The organism is Burkholderia sp. YIM B11467 (assembly GCF_052952715.1).
This window is the reverse complement of the sequence record NZ_JBQVSQ010000001.1, coordinates 1,414,590-1,436,052: the sequence shown is the minus strand read 5'-3', so window position 1 is coordinate 1,436,052 and position 21,463 is coordinate 1,414,590. Positions and strand designations below refer to the sequence as shown.

Annotated in this window: 25 protein-coding genes; 8 read left to right on the top strand and 17 right to left on the bottom strand. The window is 68.1% G+C overall.

The features are described 5' to 3' along the window. The first annotated feature begins 7 nt into the window (after nucleotides 1-7). Complete coding sequence (locus ACTRWB_RS06555; protein WP_446901311.1) at nucleotides 8-352, top strand: c-type cytochrome; 345 nt, start codon at nucleotides 8-10, stop codon at nucleotides 350-352. Between the two features lie 235 nt (nucleotides 353-587). Here ACTRWB_RS06555 and ACTRWB_RS06550 read toward each other — a convergent pair whose 3' ends face one another. The 5 genes from ACTRWB_RS06550 to ACTRWB_RS06530 all read right to left on the bottom strand — a co-directional run bounded on the left by ACTRWB_RS06550 (nucleotide 588) and on the right by ACTRWB_RS06530 (nucleotide 4,774). Then, on the bottom strand, nucleotides 588-1,424 hold the full coding sequence (locus ACTRWB_RS06550) for a bifunctional allantoicase/(S)-ureidoglycine aminohydrolase (protein WP_048245961.1): 837 nt from the start codon (nucleotides 1,422-1,424) through the stop codon (nucleotides 588-590). An 851-nt stretch (nucleotides 1,425-2,275) separates the two neighbouring features. Further along, on the bottom strand, nucleotides 2,276-2,731 hold the full coding sequence (locus tag ACTRWB_RS06545; protein WP_446901310.1) for a hypothetical protein: 456 nt from the start codon (nucleotides 2,729-2,731) through the stop codon (nucleotides 2,276-2,278). Between the two features lie 378 nt (nucleotides 2,732-3,109). Continuing rightward, complete coding sequence (locus ACTRWB_RS06540; protein ID WP_446901309.1) at nucleotides 3,110-3,769, bottom strand: methyltransferase family protein; 660 nt, start codon at nucleotides 3,767-3,769, stop codon at nucleotides 3,110-3,112. Between the two features lie 155 nt (nucleotides 3,770-3,924). Next, on the bottom strand, nucleotides 3,925-4,092 hold the full coding sequence (locus ACTRWB_RS06535) for a hypothetical protein (protein ID WP_193099666.1): 168 nt from the start codon (nucleotides 4,090-4,092) through the stop codon (nucleotides 3,925-3,927). A gap of 262 nt (nucleotides 4,093-4,354) precedes the next feature. Next, the gene (locus ACTRWB_RS06530; protein ID WP_343494676.1) at nucleotides 4,355-4,774 is read right to left on the bottom strand and encodes an HIT family protein; all 420 of its coding nucleotides are present in this window, start codon (nucleotides 4,772-4,774) and stop codon (nucleotides 4,355-4,357) included. Nucleotides 4,775-5,059: 285 nt separating this feature from the next. Between ACTRWB_RS06530 and ACTRWB_RS06525 the strand changes: the two genes are divergently transcribed. Both ACTRWB_RS06525 and ACTRWB_RS06520 read left to right on the top strand, forming a co-directional pair. Further along, nucleotides 5,060-6,217 (top strand): hypothetical protein, encoded by a 1,158-nt coding sequence (locus tag ACTRWB_RS06525; protein WP_446901308.1) that lies wholly within the window; start codon nucleotides 5,060-5,062, stop codon nucleotides 6,215-6,217. Nucleotides 6,218-6,409: 192 nt separating this feature from the next. Next, a complete protein-coding gene (locus ACTRWB_RS06520) occupies nucleotides 6,410-7,822 on the top strand; it encodes a serine hydrolase domain-containing protein (protein WP_446901307.1) in 1,413 nt (470 codons plus the stop codon). Nucleotides 7,823-7,879: 57 nt separating this feature from the next. Here ACTRWB_RS06520 and ACTRWB_RS06515 read toward each other — a convergent pair whose 3' ends face one another. The 7 genes from ACTRWB_RS06515 to ACTRWB_RS06485 form a co-directional block, all read right to left on the bottom strand. Continuing rightward, nucleotides 7,880-8,503, bottom strand: a complete 624-nt coding sequence (locus ACTRWB_RS06515) for a glutathione S-transferase family protein (protein WP_048245968.1) — start codon at nucleotides 8,501-8,503, stop codon at nucleotides 7,880-7,882. 72 nt (nucleotides 8,504-8,575) lie between these two features. Further along, complete coding sequence (locus ACTRWB_RS06510) at nucleotides 8,576-10,075, bottom strand: TIGR01777 family oxidoreductase (RefSeq protein WP_446901306.1); 1,500 nt, start codon at nucleotides 10,073-10,075, stop codon at nucleotides 8,576-8,578. Continuing rightward, complete coding sequence (locus ACTRWB_RS06505; RefSeq protein WP_446901305.1) at nucleotides 10,072-10,941, bottom strand: thiol-disulfide oxidoreductase DCC family protein; 870 nt, start codon at nucleotides 10,939-10,941, stop codon at nucleotides 10,072-10,074. The genes ACTRWB_RS06510 and ACTRWB_RS06505 overlap by 4 nt, the downstream gene beginning before the upstream one ends. A gap of 96 nt (nucleotides 10,942-11,037) precedes the next feature. Further along, nucleotides 11,038-11,508, bottom strand: a complete 471-nt coding sequence (locus tag ACTRWB_RS06500; RefSeq protein WP_129515932.1) for a DUF2269 family protein — start codon at nucleotides 11,506-11,508, stop codon at nucleotides 11,038-11,040. Further along, nucleotides 11,505-12,812 carry an SDR family oxidoreductase gene (locus ACTRWB_RS06495; RefSeq protein ID WP_446901304.1) on the bottom strand — a complete coding sequence of 436 codons (1,308 nt, stop codon included), beginning with the start codon at nucleotides 12,810-12,812 and terminating at the stop codon, nucleotides 11,505-11,507. The genes ACTRWB_RS06500 and ACTRWB_RS06495 overlap by 4 nt, the downstream gene beginning before the upstream one ends. A gap of 88 nt (nucleotides 12,813-12,900) precedes the next feature. Then, a complete protein-coding gene (locus tag ACTRWB_RS06490) occupies nucleotides 12,901-13,434 on the bottom strand; it encodes a GbsR/MarR family transcriptional regulator (RefSeq protein ID WP_048245976.1) in 534 nt (177 codons plus the stop codon). A gap of 19 nt (nucleotides 13,435-13,453) precedes the next feature. Next, nucleotides 13,454-13,597 (bottom strand): hypothetical protein, encoded by a 144-nt coding sequence (locus tag ACTRWB_RS06485; protein ID WP_446901303.1) that lies wholly within the window; start codon nucleotides 13,595-13,597, stop codon nucleotides 13,454-13,456. Between ACTRWB_RS06485 and fabV the strand changes: the two genes are divergently transcribed. Beyond that, the gene (fabV, locus tag ACTRWB_RS06480) at nucleotides 13,596-14,798 is read left to right on the top strand and encodes an enoyl-ACP reductase FabV (protein WP_129515934.1); all 1,203 of its coding nucleotides are present in this window, start codon (nucleotides 13,596-13,598) and stop codon (nucleotides 14,796-14,798) included. The genes ACTRWB_RS06485 and fabV overlap by 2 nt on opposite strands. A 55-nt stretch (nucleotides 14,799-14,853) precedes the next feature. Here fabV and ACTRWB_RS06475 read toward each other — a convergent pair whose 3' ends face one another. After that, the gene (locus ACTRWB_RS06475) at nucleotides 14,854-15,558 is read right to left on the bottom strand and encodes an SDR family oxidoreductase (RefSeq protein WP_446901302.1); all 705 of its coding nucleotides are present in this window, start codon (nucleotides 15,556-15,558) and stop codon (nucleotides 14,854-14,856) included. A 344-nt stretch (nucleotides 15,559-15,902) separates the two neighbouring features. On the opposite strand from ACTRWB_RS06475, the gene ACTRWB_RS06470 reads away from it, so the two are divergent. After that, on the top strand, nucleotides 15,903-16,487 hold the full coding sequence (locus tag ACTRWB_RS06470) for a TetR/AcrR family transcriptional regulator (protein WP_446901301.1): 585 nt from the start codon (nucleotides 15,903-15,905) through the stop codon (nucleotides 16,485-16,487). A 33-nt stretch (nucleotides 16,488-16,520) separates the two neighbouring features. Here ACTRWB_RS06470 and ACTRWB_RS06465 read toward each other — a convergent pair whose 3' ends face one another. The 3 genes from ACTRWB_RS06465 to ACTRWB_RS06455 all read right to left on the bottom strand — a co-directional run bounded on the left by ACTRWB_RS06465 (nucleotide 16,521) and on the right by ACTRWB_RS06455 (nucleotide 18,683). Beyond that, complete coding sequence (locus tag ACTRWB_RS06465; RefSeq protein ID WP_446901300.1) at nucleotides 16,521-17,099, bottom strand: hypothetical protein; 579 nt, start codon at nucleotides 17,097-17,099, stop codon at nucleotides 16,521-16,523. Between the two features lie 256 nt (nucleotides 17,100-17,355). Next, nucleotides 17,356-18,141 (bottom strand): YhfC family intramembrane metalloprotease, encoded by a 786-nt coding sequence (locus ACTRWB_RS06460; RefSeq protein WP_446901299.1) that lies wholly within the window; start codon nucleotides 18,139-18,141, stop codon nucleotides 17,356-17,358. An 11-nt stretch (nucleotides 18,142-18,152) separates the two neighbouring features. Beyond that, nucleotides 18,153-18,683 carry an N-acetyltransferase family protein gene (locus ACTRWB_RS06455; protein ID WP_446901298.1) on the bottom strand — a complete coding sequence of 177 codons (531 nt, stop codon included), beginning with the start codon at nucleotides 18,681-18,683 and terminating at the stop codon, nucleotides 18,153-18,155. A gap of 193 nt (nucleotides 18,684-18,876) precedes the next feature. On the opposite strand from ACTRWB_RS06455, the gene ACTRWB_RS06450 reads away from it, so the two are divergent. From ACTRWB_RS06450 to ACTRWB_RS06440, 3 genes are all read left to right on the top strand, one after another. Further along, nucleotides 18,877-19,242, top strand: a complete 366-nt coding sequence (locus tag ACTRWB_RS06450; protein ID WP_129515941.1) for an ArsR/SmtB family transcription factor — start codon at nucleotides 18,877-18,879, stop codon at nucleotides 19,240-19,242. Further along, a complete protein-coding gene (locus ACTRWB_RS06445; protein WP_129515942.1) occupies nucleotides 19,214-19,699 on the top strand; it encodes an SRPBCC family protein in 486 nt (161 codons plus the stop codon). The genes ACTRWB_RS06450 and ACTRWB_RS06445 overlap by 29 nt, the downstream gene beginning before the upstream one ends. Before the next feature lie 125 nt (nucleotides 19,700-19,824). Beyond that, nucleotides 19,825-20,301: an SRPBCC family protein gene (locus ACTRWB_RS06440; protein ID WP_047902268.1), complete on the top strand. Its 477-nt coding sequence runs from the start codon at nucleotides 19,825-19,827 to the stop codon at nucleotides 20,299-20,301. Nucleotides 20,302-20,331: 30 nt separating this feature from the next. Here ACTRWB_RS06440 and ACTRWB_RS06435 read toward each other — a convergent pair whose 3' ends face one another. After that, on the bottom strand, nucleotides 20,332-21,462 hold the full coding sequence (locus ACTRWB_RS06435; protein ID WP_446901297.1) for an amidohydrolase family protein: 1,131 nt from the start codon (nucleotides 21,460-21,462) through the stop codon (nucleotides 20,332-20,334). Between the last annotated feature and the right edge of the window lies 1 nt (nucleotide 21,463).

Here is a 21,463-nt window from a genome sequence, read left to right as displayed (position 1 = left end):
GCCGATCATGATGAAGACGTGTGCCGCGATCCTGCTCGCAGCGGTGACCTGCGCGGGAGGCGCCGCAATGGCGGAAACGGGCAAGACGGCGCGCGCCGCGCCGACCGGAACGGTCGAGGTCGCGTTGCCCGGCGATACACAGAAGTTTCCGCCCGGCCCGGGCGCCGATCTCGCGAACCTGCATTGCCTGATCTGCCATTCGGTCCACATGGTGACCCGGCAACCGCCGCTGTCGTTCCAGGAGTGGAAGGCGGAGGTCATCAAGATGCGTGCGGTCTATGGCGCGCCGTTGCCGCCCGAGGCGATCGACGACCTCGCGCGATATCTGACCGCGATCAACGGGAAGCCGTGACGTATCGCAACGGGCGTCGCACACGCGTAACCGTGACGGTCCTGCGCATGCAGAAAGAAGCCGTGCTTGCCTGGATCGATTCCGATCAACGTCACAGTGCCCGTGATGATCTCCCGGAAAGGAAACAGCCCGATCAGCGTACGCTGAATCGGGCTGCCTCGGTCACGCTGACCATCTCGTCAAAGCCCGCCAGAATGCACCGGCGGGCTTTCGCATTCGACTGCTGCCGCAGCGCTTAGCGCGCGGGGTTCAGCGTCAGGTTCATGTGACGGTTCACATCCTTGTACAGCAGGTAGCGGAAGCGGCCAGGGCCACCCGAATAACATGCCTGCGGGCAGAACGCGCGCAGCCACATGAAATCGCCCGCTTCGACCTCGACCCAGTCCTGGTTCAGGCGATAGACGGCCTTGCCTTCGAGCACGTACAGGCCATGCTCCATCACGTGCGTTTCGGCGAACGGAATCACGCCGCCCGGCTCGAACGTCACGATGTTCACGTGCATGTCGTGACGCATGTCGCTCATGTCGACGAAACGCGTCGTCACCCATGCGCCGTTGGTGCCCGGCATCGGGATCGGCTCGACGTCCTGCTCGTTGGTCACGAACGCTTCCGGAAGCGGAATGCCGTCGACGACCTGGTAATGCTTGCGGACCCAGTGGAAACGCACCGCGGCATCGCTGACGTTGTGCAGCGTCCAGTCCGCGCCCGGCGGAATGAATGCATAGCCGCCCGGCTTCAGCACGTGCTTCTTGCCCTGCAGCGTCAGCTCGGCTTCGCCTTCGACGACGAACAGCACGGCTTCGGCGTTCTTGTCCTGCTCGGGCTTGTCGCTGCCGCCGCCCGGGTTCACTTCGACGATGTACTGCGAGAAGGTTTCGGCGAAACCCGACAGCGGGCGAGCGATCACCCACAGGCGCGTGTTCGTCCAGAACGGCAGCCAGCTCGTGACGATGTCGCGCATCACCCCCTTCGGGATCACCGCGTACGCCTCGGTGAACATCGCGCGATCGGTCAGCAGATCGGTCTGCGGCGGGTGGCCGCCATGCGGCGCGTAATACGTTGTCTTAGACATAGTGCATCCAGGCAATGGGTTGGTCCGGCCCCTGGCGCAAACGGCATCGGGCGGCTTGCACGCGCGTGGGGCGCGCATGCGGCGGCGGGACATCGTTGCCGGGGTGGCTTGAAAGCGCATGCGCCTTCGGTCGGTCGGCCAGGCTTCGCGACGGGTCCGTCCGGTTCATCGGACGCGACGGCCCATGCTTGTGGGTCCGGCGGCCGCGCCGCGGCGCTCGCGACAGGCGGCGAGGTGTGCGGCTGACGGCACGGTTCGACTCCGTACGCGGGCATCGTTGACGATAGCGAAGTCGATCGCCAGCGACCAATTAAATGTTGCGATGATATCCATTCGATTTCCCACTACCTGCGGGCACCCGCGATGCGCGGTGACGCGGTGTTGCGCGGCGGTCTGCCTATCAGGGAAATCCTGACGGCTGCGGCAACGCGAACGATCGTCCCGGCGCCGGATGCGACGTATCCGGTCGCGGCAATACGGGTTGCGCGTGCGGTTCGCGATACATCTGGTTACGCGGATTGCAGACGGTCGATGCGCGCGCGGCCGCGAGCCATCGTCAGGCCGGAGCCGGCGGACGTGTCGAACAGAATCTGAGTGATGGCGTTCGCCGATCCCGCGCTGACGCGTTCTGGCGCAACAGGCGATGTAGTCGGGAAGCGGGGAATTAAGTCGAGGAGGGAATTGGCCGGCCCGTCGATCGGGCGTATGGCAGCGGCTGATGAAGCCGGAAAGGGTCGCCGGGCTGGCCGGCGATGGCGGCCCGGCAGGCCGCCGGGCCGAATCTCGCGTCGGGTGCCGACGCCGTCGGCGCGCCGGTGCGCTATTCGCGCACCGTGCCGCGCCAGCGGCGATCAGTCCCAGTCGCGGTGATGATGATGCTTGTGGCGACGATAGCCGCGATCGCCGCGATAACCGCGATCGCCGTAATCGCGTTCGTACGAGCTGCGCGACATGTTGCCGCCGAGTGCCGCGCCGGCGCCGCCGCCGACCGCCGCGCCCAGCAGGCCGCCCGTGCGGCCGCCCATCGCATTGCCTGCCGCGGTGCCTGCGCCGCCGCCGAGTGCGCCGCCGATGATCGCGCCGGTGCGCTCGTGACGATTCGACGTCACCGCGCCACCCGCGCCGCCGCCGATGGCGCCACCGATGACCGAGCCCGTGCTGCCGCCGAGGGCACCGCCGACCGCTGCGCCGGCTACCCCGCCGAGCGCGCCGCCAAGCGCATTGTTCATGTCACCGGCCAGGGCCGGCAGCGCAGTCGCGCCGGTCAGCGCGGCGACGACGAGAGCGGGGGCGATTTTCTTCCACATTCCCGTATTCTTCCTTGTTCGCAATCTGGTTATCGAAGGTCCGCTCGGTACGGCGATCTGAATCGATCGACGTCGGTTCAGGCATTGTGCCGAACCCCGGACCAATTCATTTCATTGAGCTTGCGGCGAAGAATAGCACCGGTCCCGCACCGTTGCCGTGGACATTCTGGTAACAAGTTGTTTACGAATAACAGACGTCGAACGGTGGCTCCGGGATTCCCGGAAACCCTTGTCGGTATTGGCTTTGGCAGGAATCCGTCGGTGCGGAACGGCAGGCCGGCGACACGTGGCGTCGCACGTTTGAGACACACGTGGCAACACATCGGGCACGCGCCGTGAGCGCGCGCCGAAACGCCGGTCGGGGGAGAGTTGAGAGGGTCAGTACACGCCGGGCAGCAGCCGCCAGGTCCGCGCGCAATACGCGTCGTATTCGGCCCCGAATTGGGAACGCAGCAGCGCCTCCTCGGAACGGATACGCGCGACGAGCGGCACCATCATCAGCACGACCAGCAGCACGCCGACGCCGGAGCGGAACGCCAGCGCCCAGCCGACCGAATTGACGAGCAGGCCGAGATAGCTCGGATTGCGGATGCGGCGGTAGATGCCGCCGGTCACGAGCGTATGGCCCGGCTGGATCGCGACCAGCCCGCTGAAGCGCTTGCCGAGCACGAACACGGGCCAGATGCGCAGCGCACCGCCCGCGATGTACAGCACGACGCCGACCCATCGCACCGCATCGCCGCCGAAAGTCCAGAAACCGAGCCGGTCGGTCAGCGCGGGCAGGTACGCGAGCAGGAACCCGGTCACCGCGAACGCCGCGAGCACCCAGCGGTTGTCGCGGTTCTCGCGCTCGCCGGCGCTCAGGTTGCCCTCGGTGAACATCGCGGCAACGGCCATCACGAACGTCGCGACGACCACCACGGTCAGCGGTGGATGCGAGAAGAACGCGGCGAACCCGCCGCTGCCGAGCACGGCGAGCCCGAGATAGACGAGCGTGGATACGCCCGACACGACTGCGACCTTGCGGGTGACTGACATGGCTGCCTCGCCGGGATGCGCTTTCCTGTGAAGTATAGGAACCGCGCGCACGCCGCGCAGCGCGCCGTCGTCATGCGGCGCGCGAACCCGCGCGACTCGTCCGGCGCAAGGCGGCGGCCCGGACCGGTGCGGCCCGGGTCACGCCCGGTGCAGGATCAGCGGATGCGGAAGTTGCCGCCGATCCCGACGCTGACGGGCGGCGCGTAATACGCCGGCGCGTAGCCGTAATAGGCCGGCGCGGGTGCGTAGTAGCCGTACGGCGGCGCGACGTAGCAGCCGGACAGGCCGCCGATCAGGGCAAGCGTGATGAGAAGTCTGGACATGGCTCGATTCCCGGCGCGTAAGACGAATGGCACCTCGCGAAGACCGTGCCGCCGCGTGATGCGACGGCCGGCAGGAAGAGGCGATCCGCCCTTCCTGTCGCTCGATGTAGCAATGCGCCGAGTCTAGCGCCGGGCTTGCCGGGCCGAGTTTCGCGGGCGGTTACACGTGTTACCTCGCGTGACCGCCGAAACAAGCGATGGCGACACGGTGGCCGCCGGTTCTCGGCCGCCATGCCGTGCCACGCCGCGTGCCGTCGATCCGTTACACGAAGCGCGCGCGAATGCGCTGCGCGATCGCTTCGAGCGTCGCCGCGTCGGCGATGTCGCGTGCATGCATCCGCAGCTCGGCGCCTTCCCAGCGCGGGATCACGTGGAAGTGCACGTGCGGGACCGTCTGGCCGGCCGCCGCGCCGTTGAACTGGCCGATGAACACGCCGTCCGGCTCGAGCGCCGCACGCACGGCCGCCGCGACGCGCTGCGTCATGCGGATGCCGGCCGCGGCCGCGTCGCCGGACAGATCGAAGATCTGCGCGGCTGGCTCCTTCGGGATCACGAGCACGTGGCCGTCGGCCTGCGGCATGAGATCCATGATCGCGAGGGTCGCGTCGTCTTCCGCGACCTTCACGCACGGCAGTTCGCCGCGCAGGATTTTCGCGAACGGGTTGTTGTTGTCGTAGGACATGGCGTTTTCCGATAACGGTTGGATTGGGTGAGTGTTCGATGCCGGACGATTATCGGCCGACGGCGGCCGTCATTTCAACTTGTCGGGCCGTGTCGTCATCGCGGCGAACCATCGCTGCCGGCACGCATGTGACGACGCAACCGGGATGGAATAAGCGGCCGTCGCCATCCGTTTATTTCGAGCGTGGGTTCGCGCGGCACGATCGCGAACCCGCGCCGGACACCCGTCGGCTGCGCTGGCCGGCAGCCGGGATGACTGCTCGCGCTCATCAACCGGAGTCATGCCATGGACCCTCTCCCCACCTGTCGTTCCCCCGCCACGCCCGTCTTCGCACACACCTCCCGCGCGATTGCGCGCACGCTATGCCGCGCGCTTTGCGGCGCCGGGCTGGCCGCGTTGTCGTCGACCTTCGCATGGGCCGGCAGCAGCGACATCATCCTGCCGCCAGCGTCGGTCACTGCATCGACCGTGCCCGCCAACGGCGATCTCAACCCGTACGGCATCGCGTTCGTACCGCCCGGCGTGCCGTCCTGGAGCACGCTGAAACCCGGCGACGTCGTCGTGTCCAACTTCAACGCGGCGTCGAACGCGCAAGGCACCGGCACGACGATCGTGAAGCTGTCGCCCGGCAATACGCCGGCGACGTTCTTCCAGGGCCACAATCTCGGCCTGACGACCGCGCTCGCGGTGCTGCGCAGCGGCTTCGTGCTGGTCGGCAACGTGCCGGCGCCGGACGGCAAGACCGTGGTCGCGCCGGGCTCGCTGCTCGTCATCGGTCCGCAAGGCAATCTCGTCACGCAACTGGTCAGCGCCACGCTGCTCGACGGGCCGTGGGACATGACCGTGATCGATCGCGGCCCGCGCGTGACCGCGTTCGTGTCGAACGTGCTGAACGGGACGGTCGCGCGGATCGACCTGACGATCGACACCAACGGCGTCACGATGCTGCCGAGTTCGCGCATCATCGCGTCGGGCTACGTGAACCGGACCGATCCCAATGCACTCGTCGTCGGCCCGACCGGCCTCGCGTACGACCCGAACATCGACGTCCTGTACGTCGCGTCCACGGGCGACAACGCGGTGTTCGCGATCCAGAACGCCGCGTCGACGAACCGCAACGGCGGCGTCGGACGGATGATCTACTTCGACACGAAGCACCTGCACGGCCCGCTCGCGCTGGCGCTCGCGTCGAACGGCCATCTCGTGACCGCGAACGGCGACGCGGTCAACGCCGACCCGCTGCATCCGAGCGAGATCGTCGAATTCACGGTGGACGGGCGCTTCGTCGCGCAGATGCAGGTCGATACCGCGCCGGGGTCGGCCTTCGGCCTGGCATTCGGGCGAGGCAGCAAAGGCCAGCCGCAATTCGCGGCCGTCGACGACAACACGAATACCGCGACAGTCTGGACACTGCGTCCGGACAACGACAACAACGCGCAATGACGCGCCACGGGAACGGGCCGCTTGCGGCCCGTTCGACCATGGCGATCGACACGTACGATTCGCACATGCCGGGCACTATGCGTCCGAGCGGCACCACCCGGCGCCGCATGCACCCGCGATTGCCAGCGCTCGCCGGAACCTGCGACACTGCCGGTTCATGGCCCGCCTGCAGACAACCGAGGACGCTCGCGCATGACGACACCCATCAAGACGTTGATCCTGCGCGGCGCGGCCGTCGTGCTGCTCGCCGCGGTCGGCTATGCCGGCTACATGCTGTCGCGGCTCGCGCCGATCGCCACCGGCTACGCCGCGAAGGCACTGTGTTCGGGCGTGTTCGTATCGGGCCGCCCGGCCGCCTCCGTGATCGACGTCGACATCATGGCCGGCGTGCATCCGCTGCTGAAACTGGTGCGTCCGTCGATCGATCCCGACCATCACCGCGCCACGGCGACCTTCGCCGGCTTTGCCGAGCGTGAAGCCGACTTCCGGCCCGGGCTCGGCTGCACGCTCGCGCTCGGGCCGTCGCCCGGCGCGTTGCCAGCCACCTTACCGGCCGCGTTGCCGACCCTCCCCGATCCGCCGCCTGCGCAGCCGGCACCCGCCGTGCCGCCCGCCGGCATCGACGCGCACAAGCTGCAGACCGCGCTCGACCGCGCATTCGACGAGCCCGATCCGGCACGGCCGCGACGCACGCGCGCGGTCGTCGTGACGTGGCGCGGCCAGGTGATCGCCGAACGCTATGCGCCCGGCTTCACGGCCGACACGCCGCTGCCCGGCTGGTCGATGACGAAGACCGTGACGGCCGCGCTGGTCGGCACGCTCGTCGCGCAGCACAAGCTGTCGCCCGATGCATCGGCGCTGTTGCCGGAATGGCGCGGCAGCGGCGACCCGCGCGCGGCCATCACGCTCGACGAGCTGCTGCGGATGACGAGCGGCCTGCAATTCAACGAGGACTACGACGACCCGCTGTCCGACGTCGCCGTGATGCTGTTCACGCAACCCGATACCGCGCGGTTCGCATCGGCGAAGCCACTCGCCGCGACACCCGGCACGCGGTGGGACTACTCGAGCGGCACGAGCGCGATCGTCGCGCGCGTGATGCGCGAGGCGCTGGGCGGCAACGAGGACGACTACCTCGCGTATCCGCGCCGCGCGCTGTTCGCGCCGCTCGACATGCGCAGCGCGGTGTTCGAGCCCGACGCGTCCGGCACGCTCGTCAGCCCGTCGTACATGTATGCGAGCGCGCACGACTGGGCGCGCTTCGGGCAGTTTCTGCTGCAGGATGGTGTGTGGAACGGGCAGCGGCTGCTGCCGGCTGGCTGGGTGCACTACCTGACGCGCGCGACGCCGCTGTCGACGCGCCAGGAATTCGGCGCGCAGCTGTGGGTCAAGGTGCCGGAGCCATTCAACGATCGCGATCCGCATGCGGCCACGATGCCGGCCGACGCGTTTCATGCGGTCGGCCATGAAGGCCAGTTCGTCAGCGTGGTGCCGAGCCGCCAGTTGGTGGTCGTGCGGCTCGGGCTGTCGCGTCCGGAATCCGCGTGGAATCACGAGGCGTTTCTCGCGCGCGTGCTCGACGCCGTGCCGGCGCCCGGCGCGTGACGGCCGCGACGCGGCGGCGGCCATCGCGCCGCCGCGTCGCGCATTACCTGCGATGCATCACGGATTCGCGCTGCCCGCGTAGGTCTTGAAGCCTTCGCGCGTCGCAAGGCGTTCGATATAGCGCGACACCGCCGGGAAATCCGGATGCTCGAACGGCGTGCCGAACCAGCGGTTCACCGACAGGCCGATCGGAATGTCGGCGAGCGTGAAGCTGTCGCCGGCCACGAACGCACCGGTCGATTCGAGATGCGCATTCAGCACGCGCATGTGCTTCGTCCAGCCCGCGATCGACTGCGCGATCGTCGCCGGATCCTGATGATCGGGCGATTTCCGCACGAGGCCGAGGAACGCGCCGATCCACGAACGGTTCAGGTCCGCGCCCTGCCAGTCGATCCATTGATCGACCCGTGCGCGCGCCCGCGGCTCGGCCGGATAGAGCGCGTCGTCGCCATAGCGGTTCGCGAGGTAGCGGATGATCGTGTTCGATTCCCAGAGCACGAAATCGTCGTCCTTGATGACGGGCACGAGCGCGTTCGGATTCAGCGCGAGATAGGCCGGATCGTTGGTCGTACGAAAGCCCGCGCCCCAGTCTTCCTGTTCGAACGGCAGGTTCAGCTCGGTGCACAGCCACAGCACCTTGCGAACGTTGATGGACGGAATCTTGCCGAGGATGTGCAGCATGCAGTCTCCTTGTGAGGTCGGATGCGGAGCGCCCGGGTCGCACGAAACGTCCCGGACGCGTTCACGTCGAATTTATACACGACTGCCGGGCAAGCGACAGGCCGGGTGCGCAAAATCGCCATGCGGCCGATGCGTCAGGTCGCGCAGCGCATGCTCCGCCGTCGGGAACCGGAACATGAATCCGTCCTGATGCAGCCGCGCGGGCATCACGCGCTGCCCGTCCAGCAGCAGCTCGGCCATCTCGCCCATCGCGACGCGCAGCGGCGCGGCCGGCACGTGCAGCCATGCGGGACGGCGCAGCACCTTCGTCACGACCTGCACGAACTCGTGCTGGGTTATTGCACCGGGCGCCACCGCGTTATAGACGCCGCACATGCCCGGGTTCGACATCGCGCGCGCGATGATCCGCAGCACGTCGTCCCGGTGAATCCAGCTCATCACCTGCGCGCCGTCGCCGAATCGTCCGCCCATCCCGAAGTAATGCGGCAGCAGCATCGGGCGCAACGCGCCGCCGGGGCCGAACACGACGCCCAGCCGCAGCACCACCGAGCGCACCCCATGACGCTCGAGAGGCTGCGCGGACAGCTCCCACTGCCGGCACAGCTCGGACATGAAGCCGGTGCCGGCGCGGCTGCCCTCGTCGAGCCGTTCGTCGGCCGGACGCACGCCGTAGTAGCCGATCGCGGAGGCCTGGATCCACGTGCGCGGCTTGACGTCGGCAGTCTCGACCCAGCGCATCAGCGAATGCGTGACGCCGACGCGGCTGGCGAGCAGCAGTGCGCGACGGCGCTTGCTCCAGCGCGGGCCCAGCACCGGTGCACCCGCAAGATTGATCACCGTGTCGAAACGCTCGTGCGGCTGCAACTGTTCGACGGACGTCACGCTGCGCACGCGGCCGTGAAACTGGTAGGCCGCGCGCAGCGGATCGCGCGCCAGCAGCGTGACCACATGCCCCGTATCGAGCAACTGGTTCACGAGGGTTTCGCCGATGAAGCCCGTGCCGCCGGTGACGAGCACGCTACCGGGCGGCTGCCCCGCGAACGGATTGGCGACCGGAACGCGTCGCGCGATACGGCAGGCGGCCATCCCGTCGCGGAGACCCGACACCGTCACGCCGACGGCAAACAGGCTGAGCAGCCAGCCGCGCCAGCCGAGGTCGATCGCATGCAGCCCGGTCGGCTCGTGCGCCCAGACGACCAACTGCATCGCGAGCATCCCGAACAGCGCGCCACCATTGACGGCCAGCAGCGTGTGCAGCACGCGCTCGGTCGCCGGCAGCTTGCGGCTTTGGTCCTCGACGACAAAGTCCCACAACGTCAGTACCACTTCGACGAGCACCACCGCCGCGATGGCCGCGACCCATGCGCCGTGAAAGGCGACGTTCGCGATCGACGCGAACACGAGACCGTAAAGCACGGAACGCACCGCATGAATCGCCAGTTCGAGCCGCGCGCGCGGACTGTGCGGCAGGTCCTGCGTGAGTTCGTGGTGATAGAGCGTATCGAATGCGCCCATCGCGCCCTGCACGATCAGCAGGTTGAGCGCCCAATTGAAGGCAGGCAAGGTGTTCATACGGTATCCCTCCTCCACAGCCAGACAAGCGGCGGAACCATCGCGACAAGTGCGGCCGCGTCGATCGCCACGTGGCCCCATACACGGGCCTGAAATGAAAACAGCAGGTCCTGCGGCGCCCAGATCAACAGGCCGGCCAGCAGCCATCCCCATACTTCGCGCGTGCGCAGCCGGTTGCCGAGGTGGACGAGCGCCAGCATCCAGACCGACGCGCACTGCACCGTCGCGCCGATCAGCGACATCCACCAGATCTGCTGGGCGCGCGCCGGTTCGGGCGCCGCGCCGGCCCAGAAATGCAGCTCGATCGCGCGGTGATACGCGTCGGCAAACGACGCGCCGGCGATCCACGGAACGGCCACGCCGACAAGCAGATGCACGATCGCCGCGCCGTACATCCAGCTCACGACGATGCGACGCGCGTTGTCGTGCGCGGGGCGATCCGCCGCCGTGCTTTCGGCGGCCGTGCCGATGCCGCACGCCTGCCCGTCGCAATGCGCTTCGGCGTGATAGCCAAGCCAGCGCGAAACGGCATGCCGGTTGCGTGCGACGCATCGATACAGCGGCGCCAGCGCATCGCGCATGACCGGCACGCGCAGCGGCCACACGAGCCAGCTGCGCCCGACCAGCGTATAGGCGGCGAAGATGCTGTCCACGCCGGTCAGCAAGCGTCCGTCAGGCAGCCGCGCATGCAGTTCGCGGTTCAGCGCGCGCAGGTCGGCCCCCAGCGGCGCGGGATCGAAACCCGGCTCGGCGATATCGACGAAAGCCAGCTGGTGTCGCGTATTCCAGGCCTCGAGACGCTGCATTTCCGCGACGCATAACGGACACCGCCCGTCGAAGTACAGCACCAGTTCACTTGTGTTCATGATTTGCACTCCTTCTTTTTATCTCAAGCATCATGAATCGATCGGTCGACTGCTTTCGGATGTACCGCACGCCGCTCCCGCGCGGCGGCGAGGCGCTTACATCGGCTTGAGCACCATCAGAAAGTAGACGGACAGCATCGCGAAGAACGCCGGATAACCGAGCAGTTCCCAGCGCTTCGCATAGCGCCAGTACCGCTCCGGCAACGCGGCGGCGCCGTTCGCATGCGCGAGCTTCGCCATCGCGGCGAGCTCGATCTGCAGCCACACGACCGGCAGCCAGCACGCGCCGGCGATCGCATACAGCACGATCGACGCGAAGAGCCACGGCGTATGCCACGGCCAGCCGGCCGTGTGAGCGAGCCACAGCCCGGATGCCGGCTGGAAGATCACGGCCGGCGTCGTGAACCACCAGTCCGCGCGCACCACGAGCCGCGACACGGCCGCGATCGCGGGCACCGACCGCGTGCGGTTCGCGAAGAACAGGTAGAACGCGGTGCCGAACCCCGTGCCGACCAGCAGCACCGAGGACAGGATATGCAGCGCCTTGATGACGAGATAGGTGTTCATGCGTGTTCTTCTTCTGAAAACAGGATCAACAGGACCGCGAGAATCGGCACGTTCTTGAGCACGGGGCCGAACGGTTCGGCCAGCAGGCCGGGCATCGTGACCGCGATGACGGCCGAGTACGCGACGATCAGCGCGGCTTGTGCGAGCCACAGGCGACGCGACGGCGCGACGACGGTCGCGATGCCGAATGCGAAGTCCAGCGCGCTCGCCGCGTAGAGCGCGATCAGCGCAGGCAGCCCCGTCAGGTGCGCGGGAGCGAGCAGCGCGAGGCTCGCGTCCAGCGGATGGATGAACGCGCTGGCGATGGCCGTCCAGATCCAGACGATCGCGAGTGCGCCCAGCAGCAACGGGCGCCGCCACATCGCGAGCGCATCGCTGCGCAGCCGGGCGGCGTCCGCGCCGATGAAACCGTCGATGCCGCGCGGCGGCCGGCCGAGCACGGCCGTGGCGGCCGCCGGATCGCCGGTGTTCCCGCCGCGCAGCATCGTCCACGTGTCGCGCGTGAATATCGCGCCCGGCAGCGCGCCGAGCAGCACCGCCGCCGCGCCGGCCAGCGGGCCCGGCAGCGTCACGCCGGTAGCCGGCGCAAACCCCAGCGCGGCGCGATAGCGAGCCAGCATCCCGCGGTATTCGACTTCGTCGCTGCCGACCACATCGATCACCGGGCTGCCGGCCGCCGGCGAATCGACGAGCCGCGCGACCAGTTCCGCGAGATCGTCGACGTGCACGGGGCGCAGCCGCTGATGGCCGCCCGCCGGCAGGACATGCACGGGCAGGCTCGCGAGCATCCGGAAAAACCGCGCCGACGTGCCCGACGCGCCGTAGACGAGCGCGGGACGCACGATCCGCGAATCGATCGGCAGCGTCTGCAGGAAACGATCGGCCGCGTACTTGCTTGCGAAGTAGCGCGTATCACTGCGCTCGACACCGAGTGCCGAAATCTGGATCACGCGCCGCACGCGCGCACGGCAGCACGCGGTGAAGAGCGCGCACGGCGCCGTGCGATGCACGGCGTCGAGCGTCGCGCCGCGTTGATCGGCGAGGATGCCGACCGCGTTGATCACCACGTCGACGCCATCCAGCCGCGCGCGCCACGATTCGGGATCGACGTCCTTCGCGAAATCGATCGCGATGTCGCGCGGGCCGGCCGCATGACGCACGCCGCGCAGCACGCGATGGCCGCCGGCTTCGAGCTGCGTGCACACCGCCCGCCCGATGAAGCCGTTCGCACCGCACACGAGGACGGTCATGCTGCGTTCCCCGGTGCGGCCGCCCTGGCCGGTCGACGGCAAGACTGCGTTCATTTTCATCCTCTCTTTACAGTTATTTCTGTACTGACAGAAATAACAACCCCGAAAAAAGCGGGCTGCCTGCCCGCATTCCGTGTCCCGCTTACTTCGACGACTTGCGCCTGACCGTCTGACTGATCTTCGCGCCGATACCGAGCGCCTTCATCAGCGTATCGGGCTTGAGCCGCAGCATCTCGTCCGACCAGGTCGTGAGCGTTTCGACGAACTGCAGCGTGTCGCGGATGCGCTGTTCGGTCTCGCGGCTCTCGTTGGCGATCTCGGGGCTCGTCAGGCAATCGCGCAACACCGTGAGCGTCGGTTCGATCTCGCGCTGCCGCCGCCCTTCGACGATCAGCTTGAACAGTTCCCAGATGTCGGTCGACGTCTCGAAATGGTCGCGGCGGTCGCCCAGCACATGCACGACTTTCGCGAGCCGCCACGCCTGCAGCTCCTTCAGGCTCGTGCTGACGTTGGAGCGCGCGACGTTGAGCGTCTCGGCGATCTCGTCGGCCGCGATCGGCCGGCCGGCCAGATAGAGCAGCGCGTGAATCTGCGAGACGGTTCGGTTGACGCCCCACCGCGAGCCCATTTCGCCCCAGTGGAGAATGAATCGTTCGGCAATCGGTGTGAGTTCCATGTCCAGAAATTTAGTTATTTCAGTTATTTCTGTCAAGAGAGAAATAACCGGACGATCCGGCACCTTCCGGCCGTGCCCGCCCGCGATCGGCCGCTTCCTTTACAATGCGCGGGAATTTTCCGATTTCAGGCTGTTTCTGCCTTTCTGACCAGAGGGTTTCCATGATCATCAAACCGCGCGTGCGTGGCTTCATCTGCGTGACGACTCATCCCGTCGGCTGCGAAGCCAACGTCAAGGAACAGATCGACTACGTGACTTCGCACGGCCCGATCGCCAACGGCCCGAAAAAGGTGCTCGTGATCGGCGCGTCGACCGGCTACGGCCTCGCCGCCCGAATCTCGGCCGCGTTCGGCTCGGGCGCGGACACGCTCGGCGTGTTCTTCGAGCGCGCCGGCAGCGAATCGAAACCCGGCACGGCCGGCTGGTACAACAGCGCCGCGTTCGAGAAATTCGCGGCGGAAAAGGGGCTCTATGCGCGCAGCATCAACGGCGACGCATTCTCCGACAAGGTCAAGCAGGTCACGATCGACACCATCAAGCAGGATCTCGGCAAGGTCGATCTCGTCGTCTACAGCCTCGCGGCACCGCGCCGCACGCATCCGAAGACGGGCGAAACCATCAGCTCGACGCTCAAGCCGATCGGCAAGGCGGTCACGTTCCGCGGCCTCGACACCGACAAGGAAGTGATCCGCGACGTCGCGCTCGAACCGGCGACGCAGGAAGAGATCGACGGCACCGTCGCCGTGATGGGCGGCGAGGACTGGCAGATGTGGATCGACGCGCTGGCTGAAGCCGGCGTGCTGGCCGACGGTGCGAAAACGACCGCGTTCACGTATCTCGGCGAGCAGATCACGCACGACATCTACTGGAACGGCTCGATCGGCGAAGCGAAGAAGGATCTCGACAAGAAGGTGCTGTCGATCCGCGACAAGCTGGCCGCGCACGGCGGCGATGCCCGCGTGTCGGTGCTGAAGGCCGTCGTCACGCAGGCGAGCTCGGCGATCCCGATGATGCCGCTCTACCTGTCGCTGCTGTTCAAGGTGATGAAGGAAACCGGCACGCACGAAGGCTGCATCGAGCAGGTGTACGGGCTCCTCAAGGACAGCCTGTACGGCGCGACGCCGCACGTCGACGAAGAAGGCCGCCTGCGCGCGGACTACAAGGAACTCGATCCGCAGGTGCAGGGGAAGGTCGTCGCGCAGTGGGATCACGTGACGAACGAGAACCTGTACGAGCTGACCGACTTCGCCGGCTACAAGACCGACTTCCTGCGGCTGTTCGGTTTCGAGATCGCCGGCGTCGACTACGACGCGGACGTGAACCCGGACGTGAAGATCCCGGGCATCATCGACACCACGGCCTGACGGCACGGCCCGCCGCGCGCACCGCGCGGGCGGCGGGCCGAGGTTCCCGGCGGCGTCAGCGCGGCGCCGGTTCTTCCAGATAGACGCCCGACGACAGCGTGGCTTTCACGTGACGCGTGAATTCGTCGGTCGACACTTCCTCCGCACCCGCTTCGATCGCATCGTAGGCCTGGCGCACGACGTCGTCTGGCGTGGCCTTCGGCACGTCGAGGCCGCGTGTCAGGTCGGTATCGATGAAACCGGCATGCAGCCCGACGACTTGCGTGTGCTGCTCGCGCAACGAATGGCGCAGCCCGTTGGTCAGCGCCCACGCGGCCGATTTCGACACGCCGTAGCCCGCCAGGATCGGCCGGTTCACCCAGCTCGCGACGGACAGGATGTTCAGGATCGCACCGCCGCCATGGCCGGCGAGGATTCCGGCAAACGCCCGCGACATCGCCAGCATCCCGAATACGTTGGTTTCCAGGTGATCGCGCAACGCGTCGGGCGCGCCGTCGTCCGTCAGGCTGCCGAGCCGCGCGATGCCTGCGTTGTTGATCAGCAGCGTGACGTCGCGCGCCGCGTCGGCCGCCGCGGCGACGGCCGCCGGATCGGTCACGTCGAGCTTCACGGGCACGACGCCCGGCAGCGTCACGGTGGCCGGATCGCGCGCCGCCGCATAGACCTTCCGCGCCCCTCTTGCGAGCGCCTGCTTCGCGAATTCGAGCCCGAGCCCGCGGTTCGCGCCCGTCACGAAAACGACTGCACCTTCGATCTTCATGATCCTTCCTTTCGCATGATGAATCGCATGCGCGCCGGCTCGCCGCGCGCGTGAAATCCGGTGAAAAAACAGGCTGCCATTGCATTGCGTATCGAACCGTCGCGCCCCGGTGGCGGGCGGTGAGCCGTCCACTGCCCGCCTCCCCGCGGCGCCAAAGACGCCGACCGATTTCCATCCGTGCTCCGGCAGTCGCTTCGCACTGCCCGCCAAGTCGGCTACACTGGATATCAATGTCGATCACCATTGTCTTTGCGGTGCATTGTGTTCGCGCAGTTCGACCATGTCAATGGTGATCGACATTGTGTTTTTCAATCGACGCGATCAGCAGAATCAGGGAGGGATCGATGGGCGTGTCAAGACAGCAGGCTGCCGAGAACCGGAGCGCGATCGTCGCGGCCGCCGAGCGGTTGTTTCGCGTGCGCGGCGTCGACGCCGTGGGGTTGACGGAGCTGATGAAGGAAGCCGGCTTCACGCAGGGCGGCTTCTACAACCACTTCAAGTCGAAAGACGCGCTGGTCGCCGCGGTGATGGAAAAGGCGATGCAGGACCGCGCGGATTCGCCGAACGCCGGCAGTGTCGCCGCGCAGGTGGCGTCCTATCTGTCGGCCTCGCATCGCGACAACGTCGAGGCCGGGTGCCCGCTGTCGGGCTTCGCGGGCGACGCGCCGCGACTGACCGATGCGGCGCGCGCGTGCTACGCGCACGGCGTCGCCACGTATCTCGACCGGCTGGAGCGGATGGTGGCCACGGACGGCGCGACGCCGGCGCAGACGCGTCGCGATGCGCTCGCGGTCTTCAGCCAGATGGTCGGCGCGCTGGTGTTGTCGCGCGCGATCGCCGGCACCGATCCCGCGCTGGCCGACGAGATCCTCGACGCGGGGCGGGATACGCTGACCGGCGCACGCGCCGACCCGGTCGCGCCGGCGTAACGGTGCGCGCGGTGGCGCGTCGCCGTTGCCGCGCTAGTCGACCGCCCGCGCGCCCTCCCACAGCGGCTGCCCGCCCAGCGCCGCATGCCACGTGTCGAAACGCGTGCGCCACGCTTCGAACGGCTCGGTCAGCGGATGGCGCGGATCTTCGCTGAGCGAATACGCCATCCCTTCGATCAGCCAGCGCGGCTTGGTCACGACGGCCAGGTTGCCGAGCACTTCCGCCTGGCGGTGATGGATCAGTTCATGCGCGAGAAAGTAGGTCTGCCAGCCGCGCGGCGCGATGACCACGCCGAAATTCCCGAGCGTCAGCGCCGCGCGCGTGCCGAGGCCGAATGCGTCGGCGCACGCGCGCGTCGAGCAGAACACGACGCGCGGCGCGTCGCGGAACGCGCCGACGGCCGCCGCCGCGCGCGCATAGCCGTCACGATAGAGCTGCTGCGCGTCGCCGAGCTTCGCGGCATCGTCCGTGCAGATGTCGGCGCTCGGGCAGGACACGCCGGGGATCAGTGCGGGCGCGACGACGCGCAACGGCTTGACGAGCGCATACGCGGCAATCGGCAGCGCGACGAGCAGCCCCGTGAGGGCGAAAGCGACGTGGGAGCGTTTCATCGAGGCGGCGGTTCCGTGGCGTTCGGTTGAGTCTTCCTGCGTGAATATATCGGACCGGCGACGCGCCCGGCCCTGCTTTTCTTTCCGGCCGCCTGCTGGCGCTCATCGCGATCGGGGAGCCGTCCCGGCGCTCGCCGGCATCGCGATCGTCACGGCCAGCATGGGCGTCAGCCTCGCCAACCGGTGGCGCGCGGGAGAACGGCCGGCCATCCGGCGGCCGAACTCCGCCGCGCCTGGCTGAAACGGGCGACACGCGTCACGCGGCGTGCTCCGGGCGCGTGCCGCCGGCACCCGTCCCCCAGCGGCTCCGGCGAATGCCAAACCACAGGAGCGCAGCGCTGCACGCGCACAGGATCGCCTCGATCAGCACGGTATCAACGTGCCAATACCGCGACAGCAGCACCGCGGCGAGGTCGAACAGGAAATGGAACGCGATCGCATACACGAGCCAGCGCTTCGTGCCGCGCACGAACGCCTGCAGCACGATCAGCGACAACCCGACATGCGCGGCCAGTGCGCTCGCGCGTTCGAGCAGCGCGAGAAACGGCGACGCGAGCGTCATGCCCGTGAACTGCGACCCGATCAGCGACTGCACGCCGGCAGGCACGACGACGCCCGCGTGCGCGAGCAGGTAGCCCGTGCCGATCGCGAGAAACCCGACGCCGACGAGCAGCATCGCCTCCAGCCCGCCGTGCCCGAGCCCGAGCATCACGGCCGTCTGCGCGTCGCGCCGCTTCGGCAGCAGATACCGGAATGCGACCCAACGCCCGCATTCCTCGAAGAGCCCTGCGGTCAACGCCGCGAACACGAGCATCGGCAGATGCCAGCGCGGGTCGGTCCCGAGCCAGTGGAACAGCGGCGCCTGCCACGACAGGCGCAACACCGGCTGGAACACGAAGAACGTCAGCATCCCGCAGCAGAACACGCGCAACGGCACCTGCGTGCGGCGTCGCCACGCAGCCGCCAGCAACACCGGAGCGAGCAGCGCAACGACACCGGCCGCGAGCGTGGCGAACAGGAGCGCCGGGGTGACGGGATGCATGACGCCCGCCGCTATGCGAGCTGCTTGTGGAAGAACGTCGTCGCGCAGAACGCGCCGTCGGGCATCAGCGCAAAGTTCGGCACGACGCCGACGCGCTGCCAGCCGGCCCGCTCGTAAAGCCGCTCGGCGTCGCCGCCCGTCACGGTGTCGAGCACGAGCACGGTCTTGCCGGCGTCGCGCGCGGCCGCGTCGGCCGCCGCCATCAGCTGCGCGGCGACGCCCTGCCGGCGCGCGTGCCGCGACACGAGCATCTTTGCGATATCGGCGCGATGCGGCTGGTTCTCGGGCTGCGAGGTCACGACCTGCACGGTGCCGACGATCCGGCCGGCCGTGTCCTCGGCGACGAGCAGGATGCGCTCGCCGTTCCGGACGCCCTCGGTCACGCGCGTCCAGAACGCAACGGCGGTCGAGCGCTCGATCGGCAACATGAAACTGACGGATGCGCCGCCCTCGACGCAGTCGATCAGCACATCGGCCAGCGCGTCGACGCAGGCGCTCGCGTCGCTCGCGCCGACGCGGCGGACGGTAACGGGTTCGGTCATGCCATCTCCGGTAGTCAGGCGTGCCGCACCGCGTGAGCGCGGCGTACGCCCGGATCAAAAGGAACACCGGCCGATCGTCGCGGCTCACGCGACGGCGGCAGGCTTTCGGCAACGCGGCGCCCGGTCGGCGCGTGTTGCCGCCCCATCATCGTACGCGACGAAAATTCCCGTTGCATCGCCTATACTTAGCCACATGGCTAACTTTCAACCCGGCATCAGCGACGTCTTCCACGCACTCGCCGATCCGACGCGCTGCGCGATCGTCAGCGCGCTCGGCCAGGGCGAGCGGACCGTCTCCGCGCTGGCCGCGCCGTTCGACATGGCGCTGCCGTCGTTCATGAAGCATGTCGCGGTACTCGAGCGCAGCGGCCTCGTCCAGACCCGCAAAACCGGCCGCTCGCGCACCTGCGCGCTGGTCGGCAGCCGGCTGACGGAGGCCGAGCAATGGCTCGCCGCGCAGCGCGCGCTGTGGGAAGCGCGATCCGATCGTCTCGTCGAATTCGTCGAACGCCGTCACCAGGAGGTCCAAGATGTCAGCAAGCCACGTCGAACCCGCTGAAGCCCACGATCTCGTCATCACGCGCACGCTGCGCGCGCCGCGCCACGCGCTGTGGCGTGCCTGGACCGACCCCGAGCTATTGAAGGAATGGTGGTGCCCGAAACCGTGGACCACCGAAGTGCGCGCGTTCGACCTGCGGCCGGGCGGCGCTTTCCACACGTTCATGCGCGGCCCCGATGGCGGCACCAGCGACAATCCCGGCTGCTTCGTCGAAATCGTGCCGGAGTCGCGCATCGCGTTCACGTCGATGCTCGCCGGCGGCTGGCGGCCGCAGGTGCCGTGGATGGGCTTCACGGCGATCATCACGATGGCCGACGACGAAGCGGGCAGCCGCTACGAGGCGCGCGTGATGCATCCGGATGCCGCGACGCGCGAGCGCCACGAAGCGCTCGGCTTCTTCGAGGGCTGGAACACCTGCATCACGCAGCTGGACGCGTTCGCGGCCGCGCTGCGCTGAACGCGGGCGAGTGCGCTCGCGCGGTCATTGCGTGCCGCGCCGCCCGCGCCTACGATTCCTGAAGGAAGCGCGACGACACGCCGGCATCCGGCGTGCACCGTCGCGCGCGCTCCGCGGGAGGCGACATGTTGCACACGCACACGCATTCGACCCGGGTCAGCCGGCACCTGAACGCCCCGCGCGGGCGCGTCTACCGCGCGCTGCTCGATCCGCACGCGGTCGAGCAATGGAAGGTGCCCGACGGCATGACGTGCCGCGTGGACGCGTTCGATGCACGCGAAGGCGGCGCGCTGCGCGTGTCGCTGAGCTACGACGTGCCGTCAGCCGGCACCGGCAAGACCACCACGCACACCGATACCTATCACGGCCGCTTCGTCACGCTCGTGCCGGACGAGCGGATCGTCGAGATCGACGTGTTCGAGACCGACGATCCTATGTTGCGCGGCGCCATGACGATCACGATCACGCTGTCCGACGAAGCCGGCGGCACGCGCGTGGACGCCGTGCACGACGGGGTGCCGCCCGGCGTGCCGGCCGCCGACAACGAGACCGGCTGGCGCATGGCGCTGGCGAAGCTCGCGGCGCTGGTGGAAGCGGGGTGAGCATGCACCAGCCTGTTGTCGCGATACGCGTCAGCCGAGCCGGTATGCGCGCGTGACCGTGCCCCGGAACAGCGCGTCGCGCTCGTCCGGGCTCGCGTGCGCGGTCAGCCGCTTGAACGCATTCCAGCCGTTCACATACGAATACGAGCCCTTGTCGACCGGGAAATTGCTCTCGAACATGCAGCGCTCGGCGCCGAACGCCTCGATGCAGGTCAGCATCCACGGCTTCCACGCGTCGGCGAGCTGCACGGACGACGGCGGCCGCGCGCCCTTGTCGAAATCGAAGCCGTTGATGCGCATCCCGAGCCCGCCGACCTTCACATACACGTTCGGCAGCCGCGCGAGCGCGCGCATCGACGCCGACCAGCGCTCGAACACCTCCGGCCGCCGATCCGCATAGCTCGCGATCCGCACGACACCGCCGCAGTGATTGACGATGATCCGCGTATCGGGGTTGGCCTTCGCGAGATCGAACAGTTCGGGCAATTGCGGAAAGAACAGCCACGCGTCATACGACAGCCCGAGCGGCGCGAGCTGCGCGACGCCGGCCCGGTACGCGGGATCGAGCAGCAGCCCGCGCGGCACCGCCGACAGCGGATTGGCGAGCGTCGGATCGGCGTCCCACGTGGTCAGGTGCCGAACCCCGCGAAACCGCCCGCGCCCCGCTTCGAGATGCGCTTCCAGCACGTCGCGCACGCGTTCGCCGCGGCGCAGGTCCGCGTGGCCGACGATGCCTTTCGCGACGGCCGGATGGCCATGCTGGAGCGGCTCGGTCACGCCGGCGACATAGGCCGTTTCGCCCACCGGCTTCAGTTCGGCCGGGCCGGCATCGCGATAGCGCGTCTGCGCCTGCATGTAGACGGACGCCTGGATGTTGTGGCCCGACCGCGCGTCCTGCAGATAATCGTCGAGCATGTAGATCCAGCCCGGCCGTTCATAGAAGTGATGATGCGCGTCGACGATCGGCAGGTCGGGCTCGAGCGCGGGCTCGAGCCCCGACGCGAGCCAGTCGGGGCGGACCGCGAGATAGTTGCCTTGCGTGGTCATGCGGGAAGCTCCATCGTGGGCCGGCGCGTGCGTATCGACGCACGCGGGCAGCGCGAGCGACGCGGCGGCCGCGCCGAGCAGCCGGCGCCGCTTGATCGAAATCGTCGTGTCCATG

What these genes read in the sequence shown, in the direction of transcription:
- ACTRWB_RS06555 (WP_446901311.1), top strand. Translation starts at nt 8, where the DNA reads ATGATGAAGACGTGTGCCGCGATCCTGCTCGCAGCGGTGACCTGCGCG.
- ACTRWB_RS06550 (WP_048245961.1), bottom strand. Translation starts at nt 1,424, where the DNA reads ATGTCTAAGACAACGTATTACGCGCCGCATGGCGGCCACCCGCCGCAG.
- ACTRWB_RS06545 (WP_446901310.1), bottom strand. Translation starts at nt 2,731, where the DNA reads ATGTGGAAGAAAATCGCCCCCGCTCTCGTCGTCGCCGCGCTGACCGGC.
- ACTRWB_RS06540 (WP_446901309.1), bottom strand. Translation starts at nt 3,769, where the DNA reads ATGTCAGTCACCCGCAAGGTCGCAGTCGTGTCGGGCGTATCCACGCTC.
- ACTRWB_RS06535 (WP_193099666.1), bottom strand. Translation starts at nt 4,092, where the DNA reads ATGTCCAGACTTCTCATCACGCTTGCCCTGATCGGCGGCCTGTCCGGC.
- ACTRWB_RS06530 (WP_343494676.1), bottom strand. Translation starts at nt 4,774, where the DNA reads ATGTCCTACGACAACAACAACCCGTTCGCGAAAATCCTGCGCGGCGAA.
- ACTRWB_RS06525 (WP_446901308.1), top strand. Translation starts at nt 5,060, where the DNA reads ATGGACCCTCTCCCCACCTGTCGTTCCCCCGCCACGCCCGTCTTCGCA.
- ACTRWB_RS06520 (WP_446901307.1), top strand. Translation starts at nt 6,410, where the DNA reads ATGACGACACCCATCAAGACGTTGATCCTGCGCGGCGCGGCCGTCGTG.
- ACTRWB_RS06515 (WP_048245968.1), bottom strand. Translation starts at nt 8,503, where the DNA reads ATGCTGCACATCCTCGGCAAGATTCCGTCCATCAACGTTCGCAAGGTG.
- ACTRWB_RS06510 (WP_446901306.1), bottom strand. Translation starts at nt 10,075, where the DNA reads ATGAACACCTTGCCTGCCTTCAATTGGGCGCTCAACCTGCTGATCGTG.
- ACTRWB_RS06505 (WP_446901305.1), bottom strand. Translation starts at nt 10,941, where the DNA reads ATGAACACAAGTGAACTGGTGCTGTACTTCGACGGGCGGTGTCCGTTA.
- ACTRWB_RS06500 (WP_129515932.1), bottom strand. Translation starts at nt 11,508, where the DNA reads ATGAACACCTATCTCGTCATCAAGGCGCTGCATATCCTGTCCTCGGTG.
- ACTRWB_RS06495 (WP_446901304.1), bottom strand. Translation starts at nt 12,812, where the DNA reads ATGAACGCAGTCTTGCCGTCGACCGGCCAGGGCGGCCGCACCGGGGAA.
- ACTRWB_RS06490 (WP_048245976.1), bottom strand. Translation starts at nt 13,434, where the DNA reads ATGGAACTCACACCGATTGCCGAACGATTCATTCTCCACTGGGGCGAA.
- fabV (WP_129515934.1), top strand. Translation starts at nt 13,596, where the DNA reads ATGATCATCAAACCGCGCGTGCGTGGCTTCATCTGCGTGACGACTCAT.
- ACTRWB_RS06485 (WP_446901303.1), bottom strand. Translation starts at nt 13,597, where the DNA reads ATGGAAACCCTCTGGTCAGAAAGGCAGAAACAGCCTGAAATCGGAAAA.
- ACTRWB_RS06475 (WP_446901302.1), bottom strand. Translation starts at nt 15,558, where the DNA reads ATGAAGATCGAAGGTGCAGTCGTTTTCGTGACGGGCGCGAACCGCGGG.
- ACTRWB_RS06470 (WP_446901301.1), top strand. Translation starts at nt 15,903, where the DNA reads ATGGGCGTGTCAAGACAGCAGGCTGCCGAGAACCGGAGCGCGATCGTC.
- ACTRWB_RS06465 (WP_446901300.1), bottom strand. Translation starts at nt 17,099, where the DNA reads ATGAAACGCTCCCACGTCGCTTTCGCCCTCACGGGGCTGCTCGTCGCG.
- ACTRWB_RS06460 (WP_446901299.1), bottom strand. Translation starts at nt 18,141, where the DNA reads ATGCATCCCGTCACCCCGGCGCTCCTGTTCGCCACGCTCGCGGCCGGT.
- ACTRWB_RS06455 (WP_446901298.1), bottom strand. Translation starts at nt 18,683, where the DNA reads ATGACCGAACCCGTTACCGTCCGCCGCGTCGGCGCGAGCGACGCGAGC.
- ACTRWB_RS06450 (WP_129515941.1), top strand. Translation starts at nt 18,877, where the DNA reads ATGGCTAACTTTCAACCCGGCATCAGCGACGTCTTCCACGCACTCGCC.
- ACTRWB_RS06445 (WP_129515942.1), top strand. Translation starts at nt 19,214, where the DNA reads ATGTCAGCAAGCCACGTCGAACCCGCTGAAGCCCACGATCTCGTCATC.
- ACTRWB_RS06440 (WP_047902268.1), top strand. Translation starts at nt 19,825, where the DNA reads ATGTTGCACACGCACACGCATTCGACCCGGGTCAGCCGGCACCTGAAC.
- ACTRWB_RS06435 (WP_446901297.1), bottom strand. Translation starts at nt 21,462, where the DNA reads ATGGACACGACGATTTCGATCAAGCGGCGCCGGCTGCTCGGCGCGGCC.